Below are 23,730 nucleotides of genomic sequence, written 5' to 3'. Positions count from 1 at the left end.
GCCCTCAAGCGGTGACGCCGCCGCACTGTCCCACCCGACAACGCCCCCGTCGCGAGACGGGGGCGTTTTTCATTTCCCGGCGGGGACGGTGAGCGGCGCGGCTGCGTTCGCGGGGGCCAGCGGTGCGTTCCCGCGGATCAGGTCGGCGGCGCGCTCGGCGATGGCGATCGTCGGCGCGTTGGTGTTCCCGCGCGGGACCGACGGCATGACCGAGGCGTCCACGACCCGCAGCCCCTCGACGCCCCGCACGCGCAGTTCGGTGTCGCAGACGGCGTCGCCCGAGCCCATCGCGCAGGTGCTGGTGGGATGGAACAGCGTCGCGCAGTCGCGGCGGACGAACTCGGCGAGCGCCGCGTCGTCGCCCGCCTGCTCGCCGGGCGACCACTCGCCGCCGACCAGCGACGCGAGCGGGCCGGTGGCGGCGATCTGCCGGGTCTGCCGGACCCCGGCGACCAGGACGTCCAAGTCGGCCGGGTCGGAGAGGTAGGCGGGGTCGATCAGCGGCTTGGCGTGGGGGCTCGCGGAGCGCAGCGTCAGCGCGCCCCGGCTGGCGACCGCGACCGCCGCCACGAGGATCGACAGCAGCCGCTGCGACGACTCGACCAGGCCCTGGTCGATGAACGGCGTCGGCAGCACGTGGTACTGGAGGTCGGGCGCGGGCAGGTCCTCGCTCGTCCGGACGAATCCGCCCGATTCCGCGACATTGGACGCGTACGGGCCCCGCGCGAGCGACTGGTACAGCGCGAGCGCGCGGGCGTTGGCCAGCTCCCAGAGGGGCTTGGTGCGGGGCGTGGCGAACATGACGTTCACGTAGGGGTGGTCCTGGAGCCCCTGCCCGACCGGGGAGTCCACCAGCACGTCGATGCCGTGCGAACGCAGATGGTCGGCGGGCCCGATGCCCGACAGCATGAGCAACTGCGGGCTGTTCACCGCCCCGCCCGACAGGACGACCTCGGCCTCCGCACGGGCCTCGACGGTCTCGCCCCGCACCTCGTACCGGACGCCGGTCGCCCGGCCGCCCTCGATCAGGACGCGGGTCACGAGCGCGTCGGTCACCACGGTCAGGTTCGGCCGGTTCGCGATCGGATGCAGGTACCCGGCGGCGGCCGACCAGCGCTTCCCGCGCTTGTGGGTGACCTGGTAGAAGCCCACGCCGTCCTGCTCGGCGCCGTTGAAGTCGGCGTTGCCCGGCAGGCCGAACTCCTTCGCCGACCGCACCCACGCCTGCGTGAGCGGATGCTTGTAGCGCAGATCCTCCACGCGCAGCGGCCCGCCCACCCCGTGGTAGGGGATCGCGCCGCGCTGCTGGTCCTCGGCGCGGACGAAGTAGGGCAGCAGGTCCTCATAGCCCCAGCCGTCGCAGCCGTAGGCGTCGCGCCAGGTGTCGTAGTCGTGCCGGGCCCCGCGAATGTAGATCATCGCGTTGGTGGACGAGCTGCCGCCGAGCGTCCGGCCCCGGGGCCAGTAGACGCTGCGTCCGGCGGCGTGGACCTGCGGGACCGTGGCGTAGTCCCAGTCGTAGGGGCCCTTGATCATCGTGGCCACGGCCAGCGGGATATGGATCTCGGGCGCGTCGTCGGGAGGCCCCGCCTCCAGCAGCAGGACCCGCAGCGACGGATCCTCGGTCAGCCGGGCGGCGAGGACGCAGCCCGCGCTGCCGGCTCCCACGATGACGTAGTCGTACACGGCGACCTCCGGGGGTTCGCCGCAAACACTACCGAACGTCGTTTCGGGCCAGGCCGCGGCTAAGGTGCGGCCATGGCGAAGAACAGGGACAATCCCGTCGTCCTCTCCCGGATCTACACGCGGACCGGCGACGACGGCACCACCGCGCTCGGCGACGCGTCCCGTACCCCGAAGACCGATCCGCGCCTCGCGGCCTACGCCGACGTGGAGGAGGCCAACGCCGCGATCGGGGTCGCGCTGGCCCTCGGCTCGCTGCCCGAACCGCTGGCGGCGCTGCTGACCCGCGTCCAGAACGACCTCTTCGACGTGGGCGCCGACCTGTGCGCGCCGGTCGTGCCCGACCCGGAGTACCCGCCGCTGCGGATCGACCCGTCCTACATCGAGCGGCTGGAATCCGACTGCGACGAGCACAACGCGGACCTCCCGGCGCTGCGCAGCTTCATCCTCCCCGGCGGGACGCCCGGCGCCGCGCTCCTGCACGTCGCCCGCACGGTGACGCGGCGCGCCGAGCGGTCGGCCTGGGCGGCGATCGAGGCGCACGGCGACGGCGTCAACCCGCTGACCGCCCGGTACCTCAACCGGCTGTCCGACCTGCTGTTCATCCTGTGCCGGGTCGCGAACGCCGGGCACGGCGACGTCCTGTGGAAGCCCGGCGGCGAGCGCTGAGAGGGCCGGGGGGTGGGGCTAACCCCACCCCCGACAGGCCGGTCCTCCTCCTGGTGAGGCGCCTTCCGCCGGAGGATCCTGGTTGCCGTACGGGGGAACAGACGACAGGAGAGGCGACGTGAGGACCCTGAGCGGTGTGGCGGTGCTGGCCGTCCTGGCGGCCACGGTGACCGGATGCGGGCTGGACTTCGGCCGGCACGAGGAGACCCGCACCTACGACGGGCCCGCCGGAATCGACCGGCTGAAGGTGCGGTCCGGTGACGGGAAGGTGGAGATCGTCGCGTCCGACGCGTCCGGGATCAAGGTGCACGAGAAGCTCCGCTGGTCCAACAAGAACAACAAGCCGCAGGCGCAGCACGTCACCGAGGGCCGGACGCTCTCGCTGTCGTCCAAGTGCGCCCGGCAGGTCATCGGCATGAACGCCTGCTCGATCTCCTACCGCGTCGAGGTGCCGCGCTCCATGGCGGTGGACGTCGAGAACAGCGACGGCTCGATCACGGTCTCCGGCCTCGCGGGCGCGGTGCGGCTGAAGTCCGGCACCGGCGGCATCACCGCGACCGACCTGCGCGCCACCTCACTCGCCCTGGACGTCCGCGACGGCCCCCTCCGCGTGTCGGGCCGCGCCACGACCGCCGACCTGCGCACCGGCACCGGCTCGATCACCGCGACCGGCCTCACCACCGACCGGCTCAGCGCCCGCTCCAACGACGGCCGCATCCGCCTGTCCGGCCGCGCGACGCTCACCGAACTCCGCACGGGCACCGGCCGCATCGACGCCGACTCCCTGACCGCCGACCGGGTCGTCGCCCGCACCAACGACGGCACGATCACGCTGAGCCTCGTGACCCCACCGACCACCGTCCAGGCCACCACGAACACCGGCGACGTCAACCTCCGCCTCCCCAGCGGCCCCGCCTACGCGATCGACGCCGGCACCCACACCGGCTCCAAGAAGATCGCCCCGGCCATCCACCAGGACTCCACCGCCGAACGCCACCTCAAAGCCAGAACCAACGACGGCGACATCACCATCACCCCGTCCTGACTCCCCGGCCGGCGCGGAGTCAGTTGTGCGCAGTTCTCGGCAGGGTGTTTTGGTGGTCAGGGGGTGAGTTCGGCGGCTAGCTTCTCGATGCGGGCGCGGATCTGGTCGCGGATGGGGCGGACGGCGTCGATACCTTGGCCGGCGGGGTCGTCGAGGGTCCAGTCGAGGTAGCGCTTGCCGGGGAAGACGGGGCAGGTGTCGCCGCAGCCCATGGTGATGACGACGTCGGAGGCCCGGACGGCGTCGGCGGTGAGGACTTTGGGGATCTCGGCGGAGATGTCGATGCCCTCTTCGGCCATGGCCGCGACGACGGCGGGGTTGACCTGGTCGGCGGGCGCCGATCCGGCGGAGCGGACTGCGATGCGGTCGCCGGCCAGGTGGGTGAGGTAGGCGGCGGCCATCTGGGAGCGTCCGGCGTTGTGGACGCAGACGAACAGGACGCTGGGCTTGTCAGGCATCACGGGCTCCGTCGCGGGAGGTGGGCTGGTCGGGTGCGGCGGTGAAGCCGCGGCGCAGCCAGAGCGAGACGTAGACGAGCCCGACCAGCACGGGGACCTCGATCAGCGGGCCGACGACGCCGGACAGGGCTTGGCCGGAGGCGACGCCGAAGGTGCCGATCGCGACGGCGATGGCCAGTTCGAAGTTGTTGCCGGCGGCGGTGAAGGCCAGGGTCGCGGTGCGCGGGTAGGGCAGGCGGACGGCGCGTCCCAGGGCGAACGCGCCGCCCCACATCAGCGCGAAGTAGGCCAGCAGCGGGATCGCGATGCGGGCGACGTCGGCGGGCTGGGAGGTGATCGTGTCGCCCTGGAGGGCGAACAGGATGACGATGGTGAACAGCAGCCCGTACAGCGCTGTGGGTCCGATGCGCGGCAGGAACCGCGTCTCGTACCAGTCGCGGCCGCGGGCCCTCTCGCCCAGGCGGCGGGTGAGGTAGCCGGCCAGCAGCGGGACGCCGAGGAACACCAGCACGTTCACCACGATCTTGCCGGTGGAGAAGTGCGCGTCGTCGGTGTCCAGGCCGAGCCGGCCGGGCAGCGCCTTGAGGTAGAACCAGCCGAGGACACCGAACGCCAGGACCTGGAACACCGAGTTCAGCGCGACCAGGACGGCGGCGGCTTCGCGGTCGCCGCGGGCCAGGTCGTTCCAGATGATGACCATCGCGATACAGCGGGCAAGCCCGACGATGATGAGACCGGTGCGGTAGGCGGGCAGGTCGGGCAGGAAGGTCCAGGCCAGCGCGAACATCACCGCCGGTCCGATGATCCAGTTCAGCGCCAGCGAGGAGAGCATCAGGCGGCGGTCGCCGGTGACGGTGTCGAGCCGGTCGTAGCGGACCTTGGCCAGCACCGGATACATCATGATCAGCAGGCCGAGCGCGATGGGCAGTGAGATGCCGCCGATCTCGACTTTGGCCAGCGTCCCGTCCAGGCCGGGGATGGCGCGTCCGAGTCCGAGGCCGACCGCCATCGCGGCGGTGATCCACACCGGCAGCAACCGGTCCAGCAACGGCAGGCGGACGGTGACCGGCCCGCCCGCACCCGCGTCCGTGCTCTCACGCGCGCCCGGGCGCGTGTCCGTGCTCACCGGGCGGCCCCGGACGGCTCGGGCACCCGGTCGCCGGCACCGGCGGGGCGGGTGAGGACGGCGGCGAGCTTGTCGGTCGTCTCGGGCAGCAGCCAGTAGTACACCCAGGTACCCCGGCGCTCGCAGTCGATCAGCCCGGCCTGGCGCAGCAGCTTCAGATGATGGGAGATCGTCGGCTGCGCCAGCTCGAAGGCCGGGGTGAGTTCACAGACGCAGACCTCGCCGCCCGCCCGTGAGGCGATCAGCGACAGCAGCCGCAACCGGACCGGGTCGCCCAGCGCCTTGAACACCCGGGCCAACTCCTCGGCCTGGTCGGCGGGCAGCGGCGCCGACAGCAGCCCCGGGCAGCACTCGGCGTCCGTGACGACGGAATCCGGTTCTTGATTCGGCATGCTTCTATATTGACGGTTCTCGATTCAGAAGGCAATGTTGCATCAACGAACGTCGATACAGGCCGTTCCGGGCCGTGCGTCCGCACTCCGGAACCAGGACCAGGAGCTGATCATGACCGAGCAGTCCACCGATCTGCGCGAGACCGTCCGCGAGCGGTACGCGGCCGCCGCCGTCCAGGTCACCCAGACCGGATCCACCTCCGGGGCGCCCTGCGGGCCGGGCAGCGGGTCGTGCTGCGGCCCCGCCGACGGCCTCACCGACGGCCTGGCCGCGGCGGGCGTCACCGTCGAGGAGGGCTTCGGCGCCGAGCTGTACACCGCCGACCAGCGCGGCGCCCTGCCCCTGGAGGCGGTCGCGGCTTCGCTGGGATGCGGCAACCCGACCGCCGTCGCCGAACTTCGCGAGGGCGAGCGGGTGCTGGACCTGGGCTCGGGCGGCGGCATCGACGTGCTGCTGTCGGCCCGCCGCGTCGGCCCCACCGGCAGGGCCTACGGCCTGGACATGACCGAGGAGATGCTGGCGCTGGCGCTGGCCAACGCCGCCAAGGCGGGCGCGACCAACGTCGAGTTCCTCAAGGGCACCATCGAGGCCATCCCGCTCCCCGCCGCGACCATCGACGTCATCATCTCCAACTGCGTCATCAACCTGTCGGTCGACAAGCCCGCGGTGTTCGCCGAGATGCGCCGCGTCCTGGTACCCGGCGGCCGCCTGGGCATCACCGACGTCGTCGCCGACGACGACCTCACCCCCGGCCAGCGCGCCGAACGCGGCGACCACGTCGGCTGCATCGCCGGCGCCCTGTCCTTCACCGAGTACCGCGACAGCCTGCACGCCGCCGGATTCACCGGCATCGAGATCACCGCCACCCACCGGGTCGCCGACGGCATGCACTCGGCCATCATCAAGGCCACCACCCGCTGAGCCACGCCAGGCGACGGGTCGATGGCGGGCTCCTTGCACGTTGAACTGGGCGCCGGTCGCCGGGGCGGGGAAGAGGGTGAGGCCCTCGCCGATGCCCTGGTTCGGGAGATGCGCGAGGAGACCGGCGTCGATGTCGCCGTTGGGCGGCTGCTGTATGCCTGTGATCACCTGCCTGAGGGTGGTGTGCACGTCTTACACATCACCTTTGAGGCTCGACGGGTCGGGGGCATGCTCGGGGAGGATGTGGGCGGGGCCGATAGTCGGCAGATTCGCGGGGTGAAGTTCGTGGAGGTCTCAGAGCTGGTGGGGCTGGGGTTCGGAGAGCTGGTCCGGGCCGGCTTTCCCGGCGTCGGGTCCTACATGGGCCTCAAGGGCAACATCGGTCTGTGACGCGGCGGTGTCGTCCTTTCGCTGGGTCATGTTTCGCGCGAGTAGTTCTCGGACGGCCTTTTCGGGGTAGCGGCGGTGGCCGCCCAGGGTCCAGACGAAGGGGATCTTGCCGAGTTTGGCCCATCGGCTGACGGTCTTGGCGTCCACGCGGAACATCGTGGCGACCTCGCCGGGCGTGAGCAGCGCGTCGATGTGGGGGGTGTTCTGTGGCATGTCTGGGGGTCTCCGGTTGAAGGGGGCCTCCGGGCACACGGCGTGGGCCCCGTCACGCGAACTCCCCAGCCGCGATTACGGACGCCGTGTGCCCGGAGGAACTCAAGGAAGGGCGTGGCGTCGGACGGAGGTGATGCGCAGCACCGCCCAGGTCGTCTTGCCGCCGCGCTCATTTCTGACGCCGTGGTCCCGGGAGAGTTCCTCCACGATGCGCAGGCCCCAGCCGTGCGGGTCGGGCGCGTCGTCGGGGACCGGTTCGGTGGGCATCGTCAGGTCGGGTACGCACTTCTTGGGTTCGGCCTCGGAGTGGTCGTGGACCTCGATGTGGAATCCGTTCCGTCCGACGAACATTCGTAGTGTGATCGGCTTGTCGGTCGCGCGGATCGCGTTGGTGACGAGTTCGACGGCCACGAGCACCGCGTACTCTGTCGTGTCCAGGCCGAGGTTGAAGGTGTCGGCCGCCGCCCTCACCAGGCACCGGACGTCGGGGAGCACGCTCGGCGTACTGGCGACTTTGTGGCGGACAGCTGCCATGGGCACGCCTCGCATGGCGTGCAGAATCGCGGTCACTGGAACCGCGCGCGCTTCTTGGCGCGCTCGGCTTCCTCGTCCAGCGCCCTACGCAGTTCTTCGGCCGTCGGACACATCACCGTCGCGTCCACGCCCGCGCGCGGGTCGTGCAGGCTCGCCACCCATTCACCCAGCGATCCGTTCGACCGAACCGCCCGGAATATCCGGTGTCCGGTGAAATCCGTGCGAAGTCGGGCAAGGGCCTGATCTTCGGGATGTTTGTGTGCGCCTGAGTCCATTAGATGTCACCTGCCATCCGATGCCACGACTTTTTGCCTTTCACTGGCGAGCATGGCCCGGCCGAAGTACTTTGTCCGTGTCCGATCTCTATCAGTGACAAGAAGAGACATGGAGATCACCAATGGCCCGGAAGCGCACGCCGGAAGAGCTGCCCCAGCCGAAGAACAACATGTGGGACCTCATCGCCTGGTACCTGCGGTCTCTTCGACTTCAGAAGGGCTTGTCAGGGGAAGCCGTCGGCCAGATTCTCAGCATCAGCAAGGCCAAGGTGTCCCGGATAGAGATCGGCAAGGACAGGCTCGACTGGAAACAGGCCCGGGCCCTCGACAAGGCGTGGGGCACATGCGGCATTTTCGGGCTGCTCGTCTGGTATGCCAGCATCGGGCACGATCCGCAGTGGTTCGCGCAGTACATGGAGCTTGAGCAGCGCGCGGAGACGGCGAAGATCTACGAAGGGAACGTCATCCCTGCGCTGTTCCAGACGGAGGACTATGCGCGGGCGCTACTTCAGGCAGGTATCGAGCCCGACCTCGAGATGGTGCTCATGGAACGACTACAGCGCCAGAACGTTCTCACGCGGAACCCGCCGCCGCACCTGATGGTGATCATCTCCCAGAACGCGATTGAGTGGCCCGTGGGGAATCCCGAGATCATGCGCGCTCAGCTCGCGCGAGTGCTTGAAGTCGCGGAATGGCCGAACGCCCTGATCAGAGTGGTACCCCGCTCCTGGGATGTAGGAGCTCACGCAGGACTCGGCGGATCGTTCCAGCTGCTCACCGGCGGCGACTTCGGCGAGGTCGCCTTTACCGCGTCACCGGGGGCTGGACGCCTGGTCTCCTCCCCTTCAGAGGTCAGGTCGTATGACGTAAGGTACGAGCACATCAGCGCGAAGGCGCTCATGGAAGGTCCGTCGTTGGACCTTGTCCGCAAGGTGATGGAGGCGTTCACATGAACGGTCCCGTGTGGCGGAAGTCAACCCATAGCGGCACAGAGGAAGTGACCTGCGTCGAGGTCGCCGACCTCGCTCCCAGTTCCGAGTGGCGAAAGTCGACCCATAGCGCTACAGAAGCGGAGACCTGCGTAGAGGTCGCCAACTTCGCTCCGGCGATCGGCGTGCGCGATTCCACAGATCCAGACGGACCGAAACTGCTCCTCAGCGCCGCCTCGTGGCGCACGCTCACCCGCCAGATCAAGGCAAGCGAACACGACCTCGCCTGACTCCCCCGAACCCGAGGCGCTGGCGGGATCTCCTCAGCCAGATCAAGGCCGGGGAACTCGACCTCTAGCCAACACACGAGCAAGCCCCTCGATCGAGCACGGGTCGAGGGGCTTCTTGCTGCCCGGTGTTGGGTCGTGTGATCTGGGTTACTGCTGTTCATGGGGGGTGGGGGCGTTTCGTCTTTGTTGGTGAGCGACGAACGGAGACGTCATGAGAGTCCTTATCGCTGGAGCGTCCGGCGCGATCGGAAGTCAGCTCGTCACCCAACTGGTCGAGGGCGGGCACGAGGTCGTCGGGACGACCCGCTCGCCGGGCAAGTCCGAAAGGCTGCGTGCGTTGGGCGCCGAGCCGGTCGTGGTCGACGCGCTCGACCCCGACGCGGTGGCCGACATGGTGGCCAAGGCCGAGCCCGAGGTGATCGTCCATCAACTCACCGCGCTCAGCGGCGAGATGAGCATGCGGAACGTGAAACGGATGGCGGCCGCGACCAACCGGCTGCGCACCGAGGGCACCGACCACCTGCTGTCCGCGGCGCGCGCGGTCGGGGTCCGGACGTTCGTGGCGCAGAGCAACGCCCTGTGGATGGAACGCACCGGCGGGCCGGTCGTCGACGAGAGCGGCCGGATCGAGCCGAATCCGCCCGCGGACGCCGCACCGGCGGTGGCCGCGCTGCTCCATCTGGAGGCCGCGGTGACCGGCATCACCTGGGCCGATGGCATCGTGCTTCGCTACGGTGCCTTCTATGGACCCGGCACCGGCGTCAGCGCGGCGCCGGACGCGTTCATGACCCGGGAGCTCCGCAAGCGGAAGTTCCCGATCGTCGGTGGCGGCGGCGGAGTGTGGTCGCTGGTGCACATCGCCGACGCCGCCTCCGCCACGGTCGCGGCCATCGAGCGCGGCAGGCCCGGGATCTACCATGTCGCCGACGACGACCCGGCAGCGCTGCGCGACTGGGTGCCCTACCTCGCCCGGACGCTCGGCGCCAAACCGCCGAGGCGCGTCCCGGGCTGGCTGGTCCGGCCGCTGGCAGGGGCGGGCGCGGTGGACATGATGACGCGCGCCCGGGGAATCTCCACCGAGAAGACCAAGCGCGAGCTGGGCTGGGAGCCGCGGTACCCGAGCTGGCGCACCGGTTTCACCGACGGATTGAGCTGAGGCGGCATGTCCACCTCGCAGCTGTACGACGAACTGCGGCCGCGCGCCTTCGCCATCGCCTACCAGATGCTCGGCAGCGTCAGCGAAGCCGAGGACGTGGTGCAGGAGGCGTTCCTGAGGATGCACCAGACCCAGCGGGGAGGCGAAGCGATCGCCTCGCCGCGGGCCTACGTCGCCACCCTGGTCACGCGGCTGGCCATCGACCAGTTGCGCTCGGCGCGGGTGCGGCGGGAGGCGTATGTCGGCGAGTGGCTACCGGAGCCGCTGGCAGGCGATCCGTCCCCGGGCGAGCATGCCGAGGCCGCCGACTCGCTGTCGCTGGCCGTCCTGGTGCTGCTGGAGACGCTGACGCCGCAGCAGCGGGCCGCGTTCCTGCTGCGCGAGGTGTTCCAGTACCCGTATCCGGAGGTCGCCGAGATCATCGGCACGGACGTGGACACCACGCGGCACCTGGTCGCGCGGGCCCGCAAGCACCTCCGGCAGCGCCGTCCGCGCTACCACGCCACCCGGCAGCAGCAACAACAACTGGCCGGACGCTTCTTCGCCGCCGTCCAGGAGGGCGACCTGTCCGCGCTCGAAGAGCTGCTGGCGCAGGATGTGGCGATGCACGGGGACGGCGGAGGCAAAGTGCCCGCGCTCGGGCGGCCGCTCAACGGGCGGCAGCAGGTCGCCCGCGTCCTGGCGGCGATGGCGCGCGTGCTCGCGCGGGCCGGCGGCGTGCGCTTCCACCCCGCCAAGGTCAACGGCCAGCCGGGCGCCCTGGTGTTCGACGCGCGCGACCTGCTGGTCGCGGTGATCGGGCTGGACATCGCCGACGGCCACGTCCAGACGATCCACTCCGTCGTCAACCCCGACAAGCTGCGGCACTTCGACCGGGTCGGCAACCTCGGCGACCTGGTCAACGCCAAGCCCGCCCAGAACGACTGAACCACCCGGCCCGACCGGGCCATGCGCAACCGGTCGCACTCAAGCTCGCCATTGGAGACATCCCTCATGAACCTCGCACTGTGGATCTGCGCCGGACTGCTGGCCGTGGTGGCCCTGGCCAGCGGCATCATCAAGGCGGCCACGCCACCGGAGAAGCTGGCCGCGTCCCCCGGCGGGGATTGGGTCCAGGACGTCGGATCCGGCCTCGTCAAGGGCCTCGGCGCCCTGGAGATCCTGGCCGCCTTCGGCCTGATCCTGCCGGCCGTGGTCGATGTCGCACCGGTTCTGGTGCCGGTGACCGCCCTGTGCTGGGTCCTGCTGATGGTCGGCGCGGTGACCTTTCACAGTCGCCGCGGCGAGTTCCGGTTCGCGGCACTGACCCTGGTCTACCTCGCGCTCGCGGCGTTCATCGCCTGGGGCCGCTTCGGTCCCGAGTCCTTCACCGGCTGACCATTCGCCAGATCTCAGGAGGTTTCCACGAAGCGCGCGCCCGGTCCGGGCGTGCGGCAGACGTCGCCCGGGGCGAGGTGGCTGTGCCCCGCGGCGCACTCGAGGACGATCTTGACCGGCTCGCCGCAGGAGCCCGCATCGTCGACGGGCCGGTGCCGGACGATGACCGAGGGGCCCTGCGGGTCGGCGAGGTAGGCGTCGCCCCACTCCAGGAGCGCCACGAGCGTGGGACGCAACGCCCGGCCCTGCTCGGTGAGCTCGTAGGCGAAGCGCTGCCGATCCCCGGGCTCCTGGTAGGGCACGCGGCGCATCACTCCCGCAGTCACCAGGGTCTCGAGCCGAGTCGCCAGGAGATTTCTGGCGATCCCGAGGCGGGAGTGGAACTCTCCGAACCGGCGCGCGCCGTCCAGCGCTTCACGAACGATCAGCAGCGACCAGCGCTCCCCCACCACCGAGAGGGCGCGCGCCACCGAGCAGTTCACCGGGTCGATTCGCCGCGTCTCCATGGGACGAGTGTACCCATCTGGGTTTACAAGTTGTACTTAGCCTCGTAGGCTCCGGCCTGAGTTGAAAAACTAAACTCACTGAGGAGATCGACCATGCCCATGCTCGACGTGTACATACCCGACGGCGCGCTTCAGCCGGACGCCGAGGCGGCGCTGCTGAACCGCATCACCGAGATCCTCGTCCGCAACGAGGGATTCGACCCCGCCGACCCGGTGACCCGTTCCGTCTCCTGGCTCTGGCTGCACCGACCGGCCGGCGTCTACGTCGGCGGAGAACCCGCGGACGCACCTCGCTACAAGGTCGTCCCGTCCGTCCCCGAGGGCCAGCTCGACGAGCGCAGGCGTGCGAGCGTCATCGCCGAGGTCACCGAGGCGATCCTCGACGCGGAGAACGGCGCCTGGCCGCGTGACGCCGGCCGGATCTGGGTGTTCCCCACCGAGATCCCCGAGGGTCACTGGGGCGGCCGGGGGCAGATCACGCCGCTCGCAACGATCCTCACCCGACTCACCGGCGACGACACCGAGCGGGCCCGCACCCTCGCGCGTGAGCGGATCGCCGCCACCCGAGCCGAACACGCCCGCCTCCCCTGATGGTGCTTGCGGTGGTTAGTGCGTGACGCAGCCTGCTCCTAGGAGGGATTTCACGTCTCCGTAGAAGGCCGGGGTCGGCGTGACGCTGAAGCTCGGCAGGTCGAAGAGGACGTCTCCGGCGCCGCGTGGGCGACGCATCCGCAGGTGGACGGGGGTTTCGCCGGGGTGCGCGGTTAGTAGCTGGCGCAGGTCGCGGACGAGGGTGAGCGTCACTTTCGCCTCGGCTACCGCGATCACTACGGGCGGGGCGTCTCCGGCGCCGGGGGCTTCCAGGTCCAGGACGGTGACGTCGTCCACGTGGATGCTCAGGGTTTCGTCGCGGACGTTCACGCGGCCTCGGAGTGAGACGACCCGGTCCTCGGCCAGGAGGGCGCCGAACAGCAGGTGGCTTTTGGGGAAGACCAGGCATTCCACCGAGGCGTCGTGGTCTTCGAGAGTGACGATCGCCCAGGTGTCGCCGCGCTTGGTGACCTTGCGTTGGAGACCCGCGATGATGCCGCTCACCTTCACCGGGCCGTCGGTTCGACCGGAGGCCAGTAGTTCGGCCAGGGCGACGTCGCGGTGGGCCTCCAAGGCGCGTTCCGCGCCGTCCAGGGGGTGGCCTGAGACGTAGAGGCCGAGCATTTCCCGTTCGTGGGTGAGCAGGGTGGCGCGGTCCCATTCGCCTTCCGGGACGGTGATTCCGATTCCTTCGGTGGGCTCGGCCGAGCCGCCGAACAGGGCGTCCTGGCCGTGGGCCTCGTGGCGTTTGACGTCGATGGCCGCGTCCACCGCCTGTTCGTGGACGGCGACGATCCCCCGGCGATGGTGGCCCAGGCCGTCGAACGCGCCTGCCTTCGCCAGTGACTCGATCACGCGTTTGTTGCAGACGGGGGCCGGGACGCGGTCGAGGAAGTCGGCGAAGGCGGTGAACGCGCCGCTTCGCTCGCGGGCGCCGACGATTCCCTCGACTACCCCCGCGCCGACGTTGCGGACGGCGCCCAGGCCGAAGCGGATGTCGTCGCCGACGGCGGTGAAGTCGAGCGCGCTCTGGTTCACGTCCGGCGGCAGGACGCGGATGCCCAGGCGGCGGCAGTCGGAGAGGTAGACGGCCATCTTGTCCTTGTCGTCGCCTACCGACGTCAGCAGCGCGGCCAGGTATTCGGCGGGGTGGTTGGCCTTCAGGTAGGCCGTCCAGTAGGAGACCAGCCCATATCCGGCGGTGTGGGACTTGTTGAAGCCGTAGCCGCTGAACGGCACCAGGACGTCCCACACCGCGCGAATGGCCTCGTCGGAGTGGCCGCGCTCGCGCATGCCCGCGCGGAACCGGTCCCATTCGGCGTCCAGGACTTCCTTCTTCTTCTTGCCCATCGCGCGGCGCAGCAGGTCGGCGGCGCCGAGCGAATAGCCTGCGAGTTGCTGGGCTATCGCCATGACCTGTTCCTGGAAGACGACCAGGTGGTAGGTGTCGCCGAGGATCGGTTCCAGCGCGTCGCCCAGTTCGGGGTGGATGGGCTCGACCTTCTGCCGCCTGGTCTTGCGGAGCGCGTAGTTGGTGTGGGCGTTCATCTCCATCGGGCCCGGCCGGTACAGCGCGGAAACGGCGGCGATGTCGGTGAACTCGGTCGGGCGCATCAGTTTGAGGAGTGTCCGCATGCCGCCGCCGTCCAGTTGGAAGACGCCGAGTGTGTCGCCGCGTGCTAGCAGTTCGTAGGTCGTGGGGTCGTCCAGCGGGACGTTCAGGATGTCGATCTCCACGCCCTTGTTGGCCTTCACACCTGCGACGGCGTCGTTGATGACCGTGAGGTTGCGCAGGCCGAGGAAGTCCATCTTGAGCAGGCCCATGTCCTCGGCCTGGGTGAACGGGAAACCGGTGACGACCGGGCCGTCGGCCTTCGGGCGGGCGAGCGGGAGCACGTCGATCAGCGGGTCGGACGAGAGGATCACGCCCGCCGCGTGGACGCCGGTGCCGCGGGTCAGGCCCTCGACACCGAGCGCGGTATCGATCACGCGCTTGACGTCGGGTTCGTCCGCGTACATCCGGCGCAGCTCGGACGCCTCCGCGTAGCGGGGATGCGCGGGGTCGTGGACGGCGGCGAGCGGGATCTCCTGCCCGCCCGCCGCCGCCGGGAACGCCTTGGTGATCCGGTCGCCGAGCGCGTAGGGGTAGCCGAGCACGCGGCCCGCGTCCTTGACGGCGGCCTTCGCCTTGATCGTGCTGAACGTGACGATCTGGCAGACGCGGTCGCCGCCGTACCGGCGGGTCACGTACTCGATCATCTCGTCGCGGCGGCGGTCGTCGAAGTCCAGGTCGATGTCGGGCATCGTGACGCGCTCGGGGTTGAGGAACCGTTCGAAGATCAGCTTGTGCTCGATCGGGTCCAGTTCGGTGATGCCGGTGCAGTAGGCGACCATGGAGCCGGTCGCCGAGCCGCGTCCGGGGCCGAGCCCGATCCCCTCGGCGCGGGCGTGGCGGCAGATGTCGGCGACGACCAGGAAGTAGCCGGGGAAGCCCATTCCCTCGATGACCGACAGCTCGTAGTCGATGCGGTCCAGGACCTCGCGCGGCGGATCGCCCTTGAAACGGCGGCGGGCGCCGCGCAGGGTCTCGGCGCGCAGCCAGGACGCCTCGGTCTCCCCGTCCGGGACGGGGAACTTCGGCATCAGGTCGCGGTGCGCGAACACCGGCGCGTAGTCCCCGGCGCGCTCGGCGATCAGCAGCGTGTTGTCGCAGGCGCCGGGGACCTCCGCGTCCCACATCGCGCGCATCTCCCCCGCTGTCTTCAGGTGGTAACCGCTGCCGCCGAAGCGGAACCGGTCGGTGTCGGCGAGCTGCTTGCCGGTGCCGATGCACAGCAGCGCGTCGTGCGCCTCGGCGCGGTCCTGCGTGACGTAGTGGGAGTCGTTGGTGGCGAGCGGCGGCAGGGCGAGGTCGCGGCCGACGCGCAGCAGGTCGTCGCGGACGCGGCGCTCGATCGGCAGGCCGTGGTCCATCAGCTCCAGGAAGTAGTTCCCGCCGCCGAACAGGTCGCGGTAGCGGGACGCGGCGGCGACGGCCGCGTCGTACTGGCCGAGCCGCAGCCGGGTCTGGACCTCCCCGGACGGGCAGCCCGTCGTGGCGATGATCCCGCGCGCGTGCTCGGCGAGCAGCTCGTCGTCCATCCGCGGGTACTTCTGGGCGCGGCCCTCCAGCCACGCCCGCGACTGGAGCCGGAACAGGTTCCGCAGCCCCTCGGCGGACTCGGCCCACATCGTCATGTGCGTGTAGAGGCCGCGCCCGGAGACGTCGCCGCCCGCGCCGGTCGTGTCATCGGATCTGCGCAGCGCCCGGTCCTCGCTCCAGAACACCGGCTCGCGGTGCCGCCGGGACGCGGGCGCCACGTACGCCTCGATGCCGATCACGGGCTTGACCCCCCGGGCGACGGCCGTCCGGTGGAACTCGTACGCGCCGTACACGTTGCCGTGGTCGCTCATCGCGACGGCGGGCATGCCCTGTCGCGCGACCTCGTCCATGAGGGGGGCGACCTTGGCCGCGCCGTCCAGCATCGAGTACTCCGTATGGACGTGCAGGTGTACGAACGAATCCATCTGTCACCCCGGGGTTGTAGCCTTCCGTCGGCTGCCGCATCCCATCGCCGATCAGGGCGGGGTGTCCAACAATCGACACGGCGGTCAACACAACCCGGGGTTGTAGGAGGAGGCTGGATGGATCTGGATCTCGGCGCGGTGCGGGCGTTCGTCGCGGTGGCCGGCGACCGGTCGTTCAGCGCCGCCGCCGACCGGCTCGGACTCAGCCAGCAGGCGGTGTCCAAGCGCGTCGCCCGGCTGGAGGCCGGCCTCGGCGTGACGCTGCTGGCACGGACGCGCGGCGGCGCCGCGCCGACGGCGGAGGGGCGCGCGTTCCTCGTCCCGGCCCGCGCGCTGCTCGTCCTCGCCGACCAGGCGGTGGAGCAGGCGCGCGGCGGCCCGCGCCCGCTGCGGGTGGACGTGCTCGGCACCCGCCTCGCCTCGACCCGGCTGGTCCGCGGCTTCCACGAGGCGCGGCCGGACGTGGAGATCGAGATCCTCACCTCGGACGGGCTCGCCACCGCCGCGCCCGCGCTGCTCGCGGGCGCGCTCGACGCCTTCCTCGGACGCGCCGCCACCGGCCTGGACGAGGGCATCCGCCACGCCCCCGCCTACCTGGAGCCCCTGCACGTCCTCGTCGGACGCGGCCACCGGCTCGCGGACCACGAACACGTCCGGGCGGTCGAACTCGCGGGCACGACGGCGTGGATGCCCGGCAACGCACGGGAGAGCGAGTGGGTCGAGTTCTACCGCTTCCTCAGCGCGGACCTCGGCATCGGCACCGACCCGTCCGGCCCCAACTTCGGGCTGGAGCACTACGTGGAGCGGATCGCCACGTCCGACACCCGCTACGGCATCGTCGGGGAGGACATCCCCCTGCCGCCGCACCCGGACATCCGGCGGCTCCCGATCGTCGAGCCGACACCGGTGTTCCCGTGGTCGCTGATGTGGCACGCGCAGAACCGGCATCCCGCGCTGGCGCCGCTCATCGAGCACGTCACGGCGGGGAGCAGGCCGTTCGACCCGTCCGCCGAGTGGCTCCCGCCGCCCGACCGCGCCGCGTTCAGCGGATGAGCTGGCCGCCCCGGTAGAGCGGCGCCGGGCCGGCCGACTCCAGCCGCTGCGCGTGCCCGTTGACGGCCACGGTGGTCTCGGCCAGGTGCTGGGTGACGGCGGCGATCGCGTCGGTGTTGGTGTCCAGCAGCTTCAGGTCGACGTTCTTCAGCCGGTCGCACTTGGCGTGGTAGCAGGGGTCGTACACCTTCCCGGCGCGGCCGCCGAACTTCTTGGCCTCGGCGGCCGTCTTCGTCCCGTTCGCACCGGTGTCGATGCCGCCGGTCGGGATGCCGTGCTCGATGAACGGGCCGTAGTCGGAGGTCCCGTTGAACGGGCTCTGCTTGGTCGGGAGGCCGAGCCCGGCGAAGTGCCACCGGAACATCCTCTCGATCGCGCCCGACCCGGCGGGCGCCTTGACCCCGGACCGCGCGGAGTGGTCACCGTCGTACACGCCGCGGACGCCGTTCACCGAGCCGAGCATGTCGAAGTTCAGGTTCAGCGCGATCGCCGAGCGGGCGGCGGGGCTCAGCGTCCGGACGTAGTGGATGGAGCCGCGCAGCCCCTCCTCCTCGGCCCCCCACCAGGCGAAACGCACCCGGTTGCGCAGCCCGGCCTTGCCCAGCGCGGAGATCTTCTCGGCGATCGCCAGCAGCGCCGCCGACCCGGTCCCGTTGTCGTTGATCCCCGGGCCCTCGCGGACGCTGTCCAGGTGCGCGCCGAGCAGCACGACGTTGCCGGGCCGCCCCTGCCGCGTATCGGCGATGACGTTGGACGTGGTCTTCCTGCCCTGCGTGATGTCGGTCTTCACCCGGAGTCTGAGTTCGCTTTTAGACGCCTTGACGAGGCCCGCGCCCAGCTTGTGGGTCACGCCGAGCACCGGGAGGGCCTGCGCCCGCTCGACGGTGCCGTTGATCGGCCCCTTCTCCGCGGTCGTGTTGAAGACCAGCAGCGCGGCGGCCCCGGCCGCCCGCGCCCGCTCCGCCTTCGCCTCGAACGTGCATCCGCCACGCTGGACGAGCGCGACCGCGCCCCGCGCGAAGTCCTTGTAGTCGGCGGTCTCGCAGCCGCTGGTGCCCTCGCCCGAGGACGGGACGTCCACCGCCGTCACGGCTCCCGTGACATCGCCCGAGCCCGAGTACCGCATCGTGAGGAAGTCGTGCCCGCGCCGGTAGGACGCCTTGTGCGGCGCGGCCTGCGCGAGCGCCGCCCCCGACCGCTCGCCCCAGTACGGGAACGTGAACTTCTGGACGACCGGCTTCAGCCCCGCCGCCCTGAGCCGTCCCGCCACGTACTTCACCGACACGTCGTACCCCGGGCGCCCGGCCGCGCGGTTGCCGCCGTTGTAGTCGGCGATCTCCTGGAACGCCGCCAGATGCCGCCGGACGTCCTTGAGCGCGACCAGCTTCGCCAGGTTCGGCTTCGCGGGCGCGGCGCCCGCCGGAGGACCGGCCATCGTGGCGGCCGTCAGGGCCAGCGCGGCGGACGACCCGGCGACGCCGATGAGGAGCTTGCGCACGTGCACTCCTGCGAAACGGGAAGAGGGAGAGCGGACCTCGCGATCCTGCTCCCCCACGCTCCCGCGCCCGCGCCGACACGAGCGGCGCAGACCGAAGCATTACCCGCCCGTGGCGGAATCCTGGGTCAGGGCTGGTCGGGAGGGTGGAGATCGACGGGGAAGCCGGGCGGCGCCGCCTCCAGCCACGCCAGGAACCCCGTCAGCGCCGACGCGCCCATCGCCAGCTCGACGGTCAGGTCGCCGTCGCGCACCTCGATCACGCTCACGTCCGGCAGCAGGCCCTCGGCCTCGCCCGGCTCGGGGCTGCGCCGGTTGGCTATGACGAGGCCCCGGCGGTGGATCACCTGCCGGGGCCTGCGGCGGAAGCCGAACACCCGATGCCAGTGCAGGACGTCGCCCTTGTAGCGGCCGATGCCGAGCCGCCACGCGCCGGGCGCGCCGTCCGCGGGCAGGACGCGCAGGCTGCACTCGACCGCCCCGCCGCCGCGGACGAACAGCCACCGGCGGACGGTCATCGCGACGAACACCAGCGCCGCCGCCACGACGACGGCGGCGAGCACCCCGCCCGCATCCAGTGCCAGGTGCCCGCCCAAGTCCCCCTACCGTCCGCTCGGAACTACGCCTCGATGCCCGCGGCGCGCAGCCGCGCGCGGGCCCGCCGCTCCGCCGTCGCGTCGTCGCCGCCGGCCGCTTCCTCAAGCTGCCGGCGCGCCTCCGACACGTCGACCTCGTCGCTCAGCTCGGCCTGCTCGGCCAGCACGGACACCTCGTCCGCCGCGACGGAGAAGAAGCCGCTGCCGACCATCGCGACGATCGGCTCGCCGCCGTCGGCGGGCTCGATCTTGACCACGCTGCCGTCGAGGAGAACGCCCAGCACCGGGGCGTGGCCCGGCAGGATGCCGAGCGAGCCCTCGATGGTCTGCGCGACCACCATCCTGGCCTCGCCGGACCAGATCTCGCGCTCCGGCGACACCAGCCCGACCTTCAGGGTTGCCACTGTCTCTCCTCCGAATACTGGAGCTGTTCCGGCGCGGCCAGGCCCCTACTAAAAGGCCCGGCCGCGCCGGAGCGGACTACTTCTCCAGCTCCTTGGCCTTCTTCTCGACGTCCTCGATGCCGCCGCACATGAAGAACGCCTGCTCGGGCAGGTGGTCGTACTTGCCCTCGGCGAGCGCCTTGAAGGAGGCGACGGTCTCGTCCTTGGAGACCGTCACGCCGGGCTGGCCGGTGAACTGCTCGGCCACGTACATCGGGTGCGACAGGAAGCGCTCGATGCGCCGCGCCCGCTGGACGGTGACCTTGTCCTCCTCCGACAGCTCGTCGATACCGAGGATCGCGATGATGTCCTGGAGCTCCTTGTACTTCTGGAGGATCCGCTTGACCTCCTGCGCGACCTCGTAGTGCTCGGTCCCGAGGATCTGCGGGTCCATGATCCGCGAGGTCGAGTCGAGCGGGTCGACCGCCGGGAAGATGCCCTTCTCGGAGATGCTCCGCGCGAGCGTCGTCGTCGCGTCCAGGTGGGCGAACGTGGTGTGCGGCGCCGGGTCGGTGATGTCGTCGGCGGGCACGTAGATCGCCTGCATGGAGGTGATCGAGTGGCCGCGCGTCGAGGTGATCCGCTCCTGGAGCACGCCCATCTCGTCCGCGAGCGTCGGCTGGTAGCCCACCGCGGACGGCATGCGGCCGAGCAGCGTCGACACCTCCGAACCCGCCTGGGTGAACCGGAAGATGTTGTCGATGAACAGCAGCACGTCCTGGTTCTGGACGTCGCGGAAGTACTCCGCCATCGTCAGCCCGGCGAGGGCGACCCGCAGGCGGGTGCCCGGCGGCTCGTCCATCTGGCCGAACACGAGCGCGGTGTCCTTGAGGACGTCCGCCTCGTCCATCTCCACCCAGAGGTCGTTGCCCTCACGGGTGCGCTCGCCGACACCGGCGAACACCGAGGTACCGCCGAAGTTGCGGGCGACGCGGCGGATCATCTCCTGGATGAGGACGGTCTTGCCCACACCCGCGCCGCCGAACAGCCCGATCTTGCCGCCCTTGACGTAGGGGGCCAGCAGGTCGATGACCTTGATGCCGGTCTCCAGCATCTCGGTCTTGGACTCCAGCTGGTCGAACGGCGGGGCGCCGCGGTGGATGCCCCAGCGCTCGTTGACCTCCAGCGACGCGGTCGGGACGTCCAGCGCCTCACCGAGGGCGTTCCACACGTGCCCCTTGGTGATGTCGCCGACCGGCACCGCGATCGAGCGGCCGGTGTCGGTGACCGCCGCGCCGCGGATCAGGCCGTCGGTCGGCTGCATCGAGATCGCCCGGACCATGTTGTCGCCCAGGTGCTGGGCGACCTCGAAGGTCAGGGTCTTCTCCTCGCCGCCGAGCGTCACCTGGACGTGCAGGGCGTTGTAAATCTCCGGGATGGCGTCGGCGGGGAACTCCACGTCGACGACCGGTCCGATGACGCGGGCGACGCGCCCGGTCGCGGTCGCCTCCTCGATCTGAGCTGTCATTCTCACTCCCCGCCAGAATCGGCGAGCGCGTCAGCGCCACCGACGATCTCGCTGATTTCCTGGGTGATCGCGGCCTGCCGCGCCTGGTTCATCTGGCGCGTGTAGACCCCGAGCAGTTCGTTGGCATTGTCGGTCGCCGACTTCATCGCCCGCCGGACCGAGGCCTGGAAGGACGCCGCCGACTGGAGCAGCATGTGGTAGATGCGGCTCTCGACGTAGTTGGGCAGCAGCAGGTCGAGCGCCGCCTGCGCGGACGGCTCGAACTCATACGACGGCGCGACACCATCGGTCTCGCGCTCCTCGATCTCCAGCGGCATCAGCCGCCGGACCTGGACGGCCTGCGTCAGCATCGAGACGAACTCGGTGTAGACCACGTGGATCTCACCGACCCCGCCCTCGGCGTCGGTCTTCAGGAAGTCCTCGGTGAGCCGCTGCCCGATCCGCTCCGCCTGCGGGAACGTCGGCCGGTCGCTGAACCCGTGCCAGGTCTCGGCCACCTCCCGGCCCCGGAACCGGTACCAGGTGATGCCCTTGTTCCCGACGACGTAGGGGACGGGCTCGCGGCCCGCCTCCCGCAGGGACGTGATCAGCGCCTCCGCCTCGCGGATCACGTTGGCGTTGTAGGCGCCGCAGAACCCGCGGTCGCTGGTGACGATCAGGACCGCGCTGCGGTTGTCGGTCGGCTGCTCGTGCAGCAGCGGATGGTCGACGCCGACATGATGGCTCACCAGCGCCGACAGGGCCTGCGTGATCTGGTCGGCGTACGGCTTGGAGGCCGCCACCGCCTGCTGGGCCTTGACGATCCGCGAGGTGGCGATCATCTCCTGGGCGCGCGTGATCTTGGCGGTCGACTTGACCGTCTTGATCTGCTGCCGGAGTTGGCGTAGCTGAGCGGGCATCGTCGATCAGCTCTTCTTGGCGCGGGTGATCGTCTCCTGCTGGACGGCCTCGTCGTCGATCGCCTCGACGGCCTCCTCCGCGCCCAGCAGGTCGCCCTCGCTGGTCTGGAAGCCCTTCTTGAACTCCGTGATGGCGTTCTTGAGGCTGGTGAGGCCGTCGTCGGAGAGCTGGCCCGTCTCGCGGATGGAGGTCAGCAGACCGCCCTCCTCGCGCTCGACGTGGTCGAGGAACTCCCGCTCGAAGCGGCGGATGTCGGCGACGGGCACGTCGTCCAGCGCGCCGGACGTGCCGGCCCACACCGACACGACCTCCTGCTCGACCGGGAACGGACTGCCCTGCGGCTGCTTGAGCAGCTCCACGAGGCGGGCACCGCGGTCGAGCTGGGCGCGGGACGCCGCGTCCAGGTCGGAGGCGAACGCGGCGAACGCCTCCAGGTCGCGGAACTGCGACAGCGCGAGGCGCAGCGTACCGGCGACCTTGCGCATCGCCTTGATCTGCGCCGAGCCGCCGACCCGGGACACCGAGATACCGACGTTGATCGCCGGCCGGACGCCCTGGTTGAACAGGTCGGTCTCCAGGAAGCACTGGCCGTCGGTGATCGAGATGACGTTCGTCGGAATGTAGGCCGACACGTCGTTGCCCTTGGTCTCGATGATCGGCAGACCCGTCATCGAACCGGCGCCGAGGTCGTCCGACAGCTTCGCGCAGCGCTCCAGCAGACGCGAGTGCAGGTAGAACACGTCGCCCGGGTAGGCCTCGCGGCCCGGCGGGCGGCGCAGCAGCAGCGACACCGCGCGGTAGGCCTCGGCCTGCTTGGACAGGTCGTCGAAGACGATCAGGACGTGCTTGCCCTGGTACATCCAGTGCTGGCCGATCGCCGACCCGGTGTAGGGGGCGATGTACTTGTAGCCCGCCGGCTCGGACGCGGGGGCCGCCACGATCGTGGTGTACTCCAGCGCGCCGGCCTCCTCCAGGGAGCGGCGGACGTTCGCGATCGTCGAGCCCTTCTGGCCCACCGCGACGTAGATGCAGCGGACCTGCTTGCTCTCGTCGCCCGACTCCCACGCCTCGCGCTGGTTGATGATGGTGTCCACGGCGACGGTCGTCTTGCCCGTCTGCCGGTCACCGATGATCAGCTGGCGCTGGCCGCGGCCGATCGGGGTCATCGCGTCGATCGCCTTGATGCCGGTCTGCAACGGCTCGCTGACCGACTGGCGCTGCACGACGGTGGGCGCCTGTAGTTCGAGCGCGCGGCGCTCGGTGCTCTCGATCGGGCCCTTGCCGTCCAGCGGGTTGCCCAGCGAGTCCACGACTCGGCCGAGGAAGCCGTCGCCGACCGGGACCGAGAGGACCTCGCCGGTCCGGCGGACCTTCTGGCCCTCCTCGATCTTGCTGAAGTCACCCAGGACAACGGCGCCGATCTCACGGACGTCCAGGTTCAGAGCCAGGCCACGCGTACCGTCCTCGAACTCGAGGAGCTCGTTCGCCATCGCGGAGGGCAGCCCCTCGACGTGGGCGATACCGTCGCCGGAATCGACAACGGTGCCGACCTCTTCGCGCGCGGCGGCCTCAGGCTCGTACGACTGGACGAAGCGCTCCAGCGCGTTCCGGATCTCGTCCGGACGGATCGTCAGCTCCGCCATGATTCCTCT

At 70.5% G+C, this 23,730-nt stretch carries 25 protein-coding genes and 1 pseudogene; 11 read left to right on the top strand and 15 right to left on the bottom strand.

What is annotated here, in order from left to right; all coding sequences use genetic code 11:
- Positions 1–69: 69 nt before the first annotated feature.
- A complete protein-coding gene (locus K2F47_RS41395; RefSeq protein WP_242903805.1) occupies positions 70–1,686 on the bottom strand; it encodes a GMC family oxidoreductase in 1,617 nt (538 codons plus the stop codon).
- 72 nt (positions 1,687–1,758) lie between these two features.
- Between K2F47_RS41395 and K2F47_RS15885 the strand changes: the two genes are divergently transcribed.
- Complete coding sequence (locus K2F47_RS15885; RefSeq protein WP_242903804.1) at positions 1,759–2,352, top strand: cob(I)yrinic acid a,c-diamide adenosyltransferase; 594 nt, start codon at positions 1,759–1,761, stop codon at positions 2,350–2,352.
- Positions 2,353–2,470: 118 nt separating this feature from the next.
- Positions 2,471–3,397: a DUF4097 family beta strand repeat-containing protein gene (locus K2F47_RS15880; RefSeq protein WP_242903802.1), complete on the top strand. Its 927-nt coding sequence runs from the start codon at positions 2,471–2,473 to the stop codon at positions 3,395–3,397.
- 56 nt (positions 3,398–3,453) lie between these two features.
- On the opposite strand, the gene K2F47_RS15875 is transcribed toward K2F47_RS15880, so the two are convergent.
- Genes K2F47_RS15875 through K2F47_RS15865 form a run of 3 tightly spaced genes read right to left on the bottom strand, consistent with a single transcriptional unit; the run spans position 3,454 to position 5,373 of the window.
- Positions 3,454–3,855, bottom strand: coding sequence for an arsenate reductase ArsC (locus tag K2F47_RS15875; protein ID WP_242903800.1), 402 nt, complete (start codon positions 3,853–3,855; stop codon positions 3,454–3,456).
- Positions 3,848–4,981: an ACR3 family arsenite efflux transporter gene (gene arsB / locus K2F47_RS15870; RefSeq protein ID WP_372490853.1), complete on the bottom strand. Its 1,134-nt coding sequence runs from the start codon at positions 4,979–4,981 to the stop codon at positions 3,848–3,850. Before arsB ends, K2F47_RS15875 begins: the two co-directional genes overlap by 8 nt.
- Positions 4,978–5,373, bottom strand: a complete 396-nt coding sequence (locus tag K2F47_RS15865) for an ArsR/SmtB family transcription factor (RefSeq protein WP_242903798.1) — start codon at positions 5,371–5,373, stop codon at positions 4,978–4,980. Before K2F47_RS15865 ends, arsB begins: the two co-directional genes overlap by 4 nt.
- 112 nt (positions 5,374–5,485) lie before the next feature.
- On the opposite strand from K2F47_RS15865, the gene arsM reads away from it, so the two are divergent.
- Positions 5,486–6,295 (top strand): arsenite methyltransferase, encoded by an 810-nt coding sequence (arsM, locus tag K2F47_RS15860; RefSeq protein WP_242903796.1) that lies wholly within the window; start codon positions 5,486–5,488, stop codon positions 6,293–6,295.
- Between the two features lie 33 nt (positions 6,296–6,328).
- On the top strand, positions 6,329–6,685 hold the full coding sequence (locus K2F47_RS15855; RefSeq protein WP_242903795.1) for an NUDIX domain-containing protein: 357 nt from the start codon (positions 6,329–6,331) through the stop codon (positions 6,683–6,685).
- A gap of 12 nt (positions 6,686–6,697) precedes the next feature.
- Here the strand turns inward: K2F47_RS15855 and K2F47_RS15850 are convergent.
- From K2F47_RS15850 to K2F47_RS15840, 3 genes and pseudogenes are all read right to left on the bottom strand, one after another.
- A pseudogene (locus tag K2F47_RS15850) lies at positions 6,698–6,898 on the bottom strand (BldC family transcriptional regulator); the annotation flags it as partial.
- A 102-nt stretch (positions 6,899–7,000) separates the two neighbouring features.
- On the bottom strand, positions 7,001–7,432 hold the full coding sequence (locus tag K2F47_RS15845; RefSeq protein ID WP_242903793.1) for an ATP-binding protein: 432 nt from the start codon (positions 7,430–7,432) through the stop codon (positions 7,001–7,003).
- Positions 7,433–7,464: 32 nt separating this feature from the next.
- The gene (locus K2F47_RS15840; RefSeq protein ID WP_242903791.1) at positions 7,465–7,707 is read right to left on the bottom strand and encodes a hypothetical protein; all 243 of its coding nucleotides are present in this window, start codon (positions 7,705–7,707) and stop codon (positions 7,465–7,467) included.
- A gap of 122 nt (positions 7,708–7,829) precedes the next feature.
- Here K2F47_RS15840 and K2F47_RS15835 point away from each other — a divergent pair, with 122 nt between their 5' ends.
- The 5 genes from K2F47_RS15835 to K2F47_RS15815 all read left to right on the top strand — a co-directional run bounded on the left by K2F47_RS15835 (position 7,830) and on the right by K2F47_RS15815 (position 11,459).
- Positions 7,830–8,660 (top strand): helix-turn-helix domain-containing protein, encoded by an 831-nt coding sequence (locus K2F47_RS15835; RefSeq protein ID WP_242903789.1) that lies wholly within the window; start codon positions 7,830–7,832, stop codon positions 8,658–8,660.
- The gene (locus K2F47_RS15830) at positions 8,657–8,926 is read left to right on the top strand and encodes a DUF397 domain-containing protein (protein WP_242903787.1); all 270 of its coding nucleotides are present in this window, start codon (positions 8,657–8,659) and stop codon (positions 8,924–8,926) included. Before K2F47_RS15835 ends, K2F47_RS15830 begins: the two co-directional genes overlap by 4 nt.
- Before the next feature lie 211 nt (positions 8,927–9,137).
- On the top strand, positions 9,138–10,082 hold the full coding sequence (locus K2F47_RS15825; protein WP_242903785.1) for an NAD-dependent epimerase/dehydratase family protein: 945 nt from the start codon (positions 9,138–9,140) through the stop codon (positions 10,080–10,082).
- A gap of 6 nt (positions 10,083–10,088) precedes the next feature.
- Entirely contained in the window at positions 10,089–11,009 is a 921-nt protein-coding gene (locus K2F47_RS15820) for an RNA polymerase sigma-70 factor (RefSeq protein WP_242903783.1), read from the top strand.
- Positions 11,010–11,075: 66 nt separating this feature from the next.
- Positions 11,076–11,459, top strand: coding sequence for a DoxX family protein (locus tag K2F47_RS15815; RefSeq protein WP_242903781.1), 384 nt, complete (start codon positions 11,076–11,078; stop codon positions 11,457–11,459).
- 14 nt (positions 11,460–11,473) lie between these two features.
- On the opposite strand, the gene K2F47_RS15810 is transcribed toward K2F47_RS15815, so the two are convergent.
- Positions 11,474–11,965: a winged helix-turn-helix transcriptional regulator gene (locus K2F47_RS15810; RefSeq protein ID WP_242903780.1), complete on the bottom strand. Its 492-nt coding sequence runs from the start codon at positions 11,963–11,965 to the stop codon at positions 11,474–11,476.
- Positions 11,966–12,058: 93 nt separating this feature from the next.
- Between K2F47_RS15810 and K2F47_RS15805 the strand changes: the two genes are divergently transcribed.
- Positions 12,059–12,556 carry a tautomerase family protein gene (locus K2F47_RS15805; RefSeq protein WP_242903778.1) on the top strand — a complete coding sequence of 166 codons (498 nt, stop codon included), beginning with the start codon at positions 12,059–12,061 and terminating at the stop codon, positions 12,554–12,556.
- A gap of 15 nt (positions 12,557–12,571) precedes the next feature.
- Here K2F47_RS15805 and dnaE read toward each other — a convergent pair whose 3' ends face one another.
- Positions 12,572–16,123, bottom strand: a complete 3,552-nt coding sequence (gene dnaE, locus K2F47_RS15800; protein ID WP_242903776.1) for a DNA polymerase III subunit alpha — start codon at positions 16,121–16,123, stop codon at positions 12,572–12,574.
- A 117-nt stretch (positions 16,124–16,240) separates the two neighbouring features.
- Between dnaE and K2F47_RS15795 the strand changes: the two genes are divergently transcribed.
- The gene (locus tag K2F47_RS15795) at positions 16,241–17,176 is read left to right on the top strand and encodes a LysR family transcriptional regulator (protein WP_242903774.1); all 936 of its coding nucleotides are present in this window, start codon (positions 16,241–16,243) and stop codon (positions 17,174–17,176) included.
- Here K2F47_RS15795 and K2F47_RS15790 read toward each other — a convergent pair.
- The 6 genes from K2F47_RS15790 to atpA form a co-directional block, all read right to left on the bottom strand.
- Complete coding sequence (locus K2F47_RS15790; RefSeq protein ID WP_242903772.1) at positions 17,166–18,674, bottom strand: M28 family peptidase; 1,509 nt, start codon at positions 18,672–18,674, stop codon at positions 17,166–17,168. The two genes, K2F47_RS15795 and K2F47_RS15790, sit on opposite strands and share 11 nt — an antisense overlap.
- A 125-nt stretch (positions 18,675–18,799) precedes the next feature.
- Complete coding sequence (locus K2F47_RS15785) at positions 18,800–19,267, bottom strand: DUF2550 domain-containing protein (RefSeq protein ID WP_242903770.1); 468 nt, start codon at positions 19,265–19,267, stop codon at positions 18,800–18,802.
- A gap of 23 nt (positions 19,268–19,290) precedes the next feature.
- Positions 19,291–19,671, bottom strand: a complete 381-nt coding sequence (locus K2F47_RS15780; protein ID WP_242903768.1) for a F0F1 ATP synthase subunit epsilon — start codon at positions 19,669–19,671, stop codon at positions 19,291–19,293.
- A 76-nt stretch (positions 19,672–19,747) separates the two neighbouring features.
- Complete coding sequence (atpD, locus tag K2F47_RS15775) at positions 19,748–21,178, bottom strand: F0F1 ATP synthase subunit beta (protein ID WP_242903766.1); 1,431 nt, start codon at positions 21,176–21,178, stop codon at positions 19,748–19,750.
- 2 nt (positions 21,179–21,180) lie between these two features.
- Positions 21,181–22,077 (bottom strand): F0F1 ATP synthase subunit gamma, encoded by an 897-nt coding sequence (locus K2F47_RS15770; RefSeq protein ID WP_242903764.1) that lies wholly within the window; start codon positions 22,075–22,077, stop codon positions 21,181–21,183.
- Between the two features lie 6 nt (positions 22,078–22,083).
- The gene (atpA, locus tag K2F47_RS15765; RefSeq protein ID WP_242903763.1) at positions 22,084–23,721 is read right to left on the bottom strand and encodes a F0F1 ATP synthase subunit alpha; all 1,638 of its coding nucleotides are present in this window, start codon (positions 23,719–23,721) and stop codon (positions 22,084–22,086) included.
- Between the last annotated feature and the right edge of the window lie 9 nt (positions 23,722–23,730).

The organism is Actinomadura terrae (assembly GCF_022751215.1).
GTDB classification, from domain to species: Bacteria; Actinomycetota; Actinomycetes; order Streptosporangiales; family Streptosporangiaceae; genus Spirillospora; species Spirillospora terrae.
The sequence above is the reverse complement of the archived record's forward strand: the minus strand, read 5'-3'. Positions and strand labels throughout refer to the sequence as shown.

Bases quoted from the DNA above. Each gene is read 5' to 3' on its own strand.
- K2F47_RS15885 (WP_242903804.1), top strand. From the start codon at position 1,759: ATGGCGAAGAACAGGGACAATCCCGTCGTCCTCTCCCGGATCTACACG.
- K2F47_RS15875 (WP_242903800.1), bottom strand. From the start codon at position 3,855: ATGCCTGACAAGCCCAGCGTCCTGTTCGTCTGCGTCCACAACGCCGGA.
- K2F47_RS15865 (WP_242903798.1), bottom strand. From the start codon at position 5,373: ATGCCGAATCAAGAACCGGATTCCGTCGTCACGGACGCCGAGTGCTGC.
- arsM (WP_242903796.1), top strand. From the start codon at position 5,486: ATGACCGAGCAGTCCACCGATCTGCGCGAGACCGTCCGCGAGCGGTAC.
- K2F47_RS15845 (WP_242903793.1), bottom strand. From the start codon at position 7,432: ATGGCAGCTGTCCGCCACAAAGTCGCCAGTACGCCGAGCGTGCTCCCC.
- K2F47_RS15840 (WP_242903791.1), bottom strand. From the start codon at position 7,707: ATGGACTCAGGCGCACACAAACATCCCGAAGATCAGGCCCTTGCCCGA.
- K2F47_RS15835 (WP_242903789.1), top strand. From the start codon at position 7,830: ATGGCCCGGAAGCGCACGCCGGAAGAGCTGCCCCAGCCGAAGAACAAC.
- K2F47_RS15830 (WP_242903787.1), top strand. From the start codon at position 8,657: ATGAACGGTCCCGTGTGGCGGAAGTCAACCCATAGCGGCACAGAGGAA.
- K2F47_RS15825 (WP_242903785.1), top strand. From the start codon at position 9,138: ATGAGAGTCCTTATCGCTGGAGCGTCCGGCGCGATCGGAAGTCAGCTC.
- K2F47_RS15820 (WP_242903783.1), top strand. From the start codon at position 10,089: ATGTCCACCTCGCAGCTGTACGACGAACTGCGGCCGCGCGCCTTCGCC.
- K2F47_RS15815 (WP_242903781.1), top strand. From the start codon at position 11,076: ATGAACCTCGCACTGTGGATCTGCGCCGGACTGCTGGCCGTGGTGGCC.
- K2F47_RS15810 (WP_242903780.1), bottom strand. From the start codon at position 11,965: ATGGAGACGCGGCGAATCGACCCGGTGAACTGCTCGGTGGCGCGCGCC.
- K2F47_RS15805 (WP_242903778.1), top strand. From the start codon at position 12,059: ATGCCCATGCTCGACGTGTACATACCCGACGGCGCGCTTCAGCCGGAC.
- dnaE (WP_242903776.1), bottom strand. From the start codon at position 16,123: ATGGATTCGTTCGTACACCTGCACGTCCATACGGAGTACTCGATGCTG.
- K2F47_RS15795 (WP_242903774.1), top strand. From the start codon at position 16,241: ATGGATCTGGATCTCGGCGCGGTGCGGGCGTTCGTCGCGGTGGCCGGC.
- atpD (WP_242903766.1), bottom strand. From the start codon at position 21,178: ATGACAGCTCAGATCGAGGAGGCGACCGCGACCGGGCGCGTCGCCCGC.
- K2F47_RS15770 (WP_242903764.1), bottom strand. From the start codon at position 22,077: ATGCCCGCTCAGCTACGCCAACTCCGGCAGCAGATCAAGACGGTCAAG.
- atpA (WP_242903763.1), bottom strand. From the start codon at position 23,721: ATGGCGGAGCTGACGATCCGTCCGGACGAGATCCGGAACGCGCTGGAG.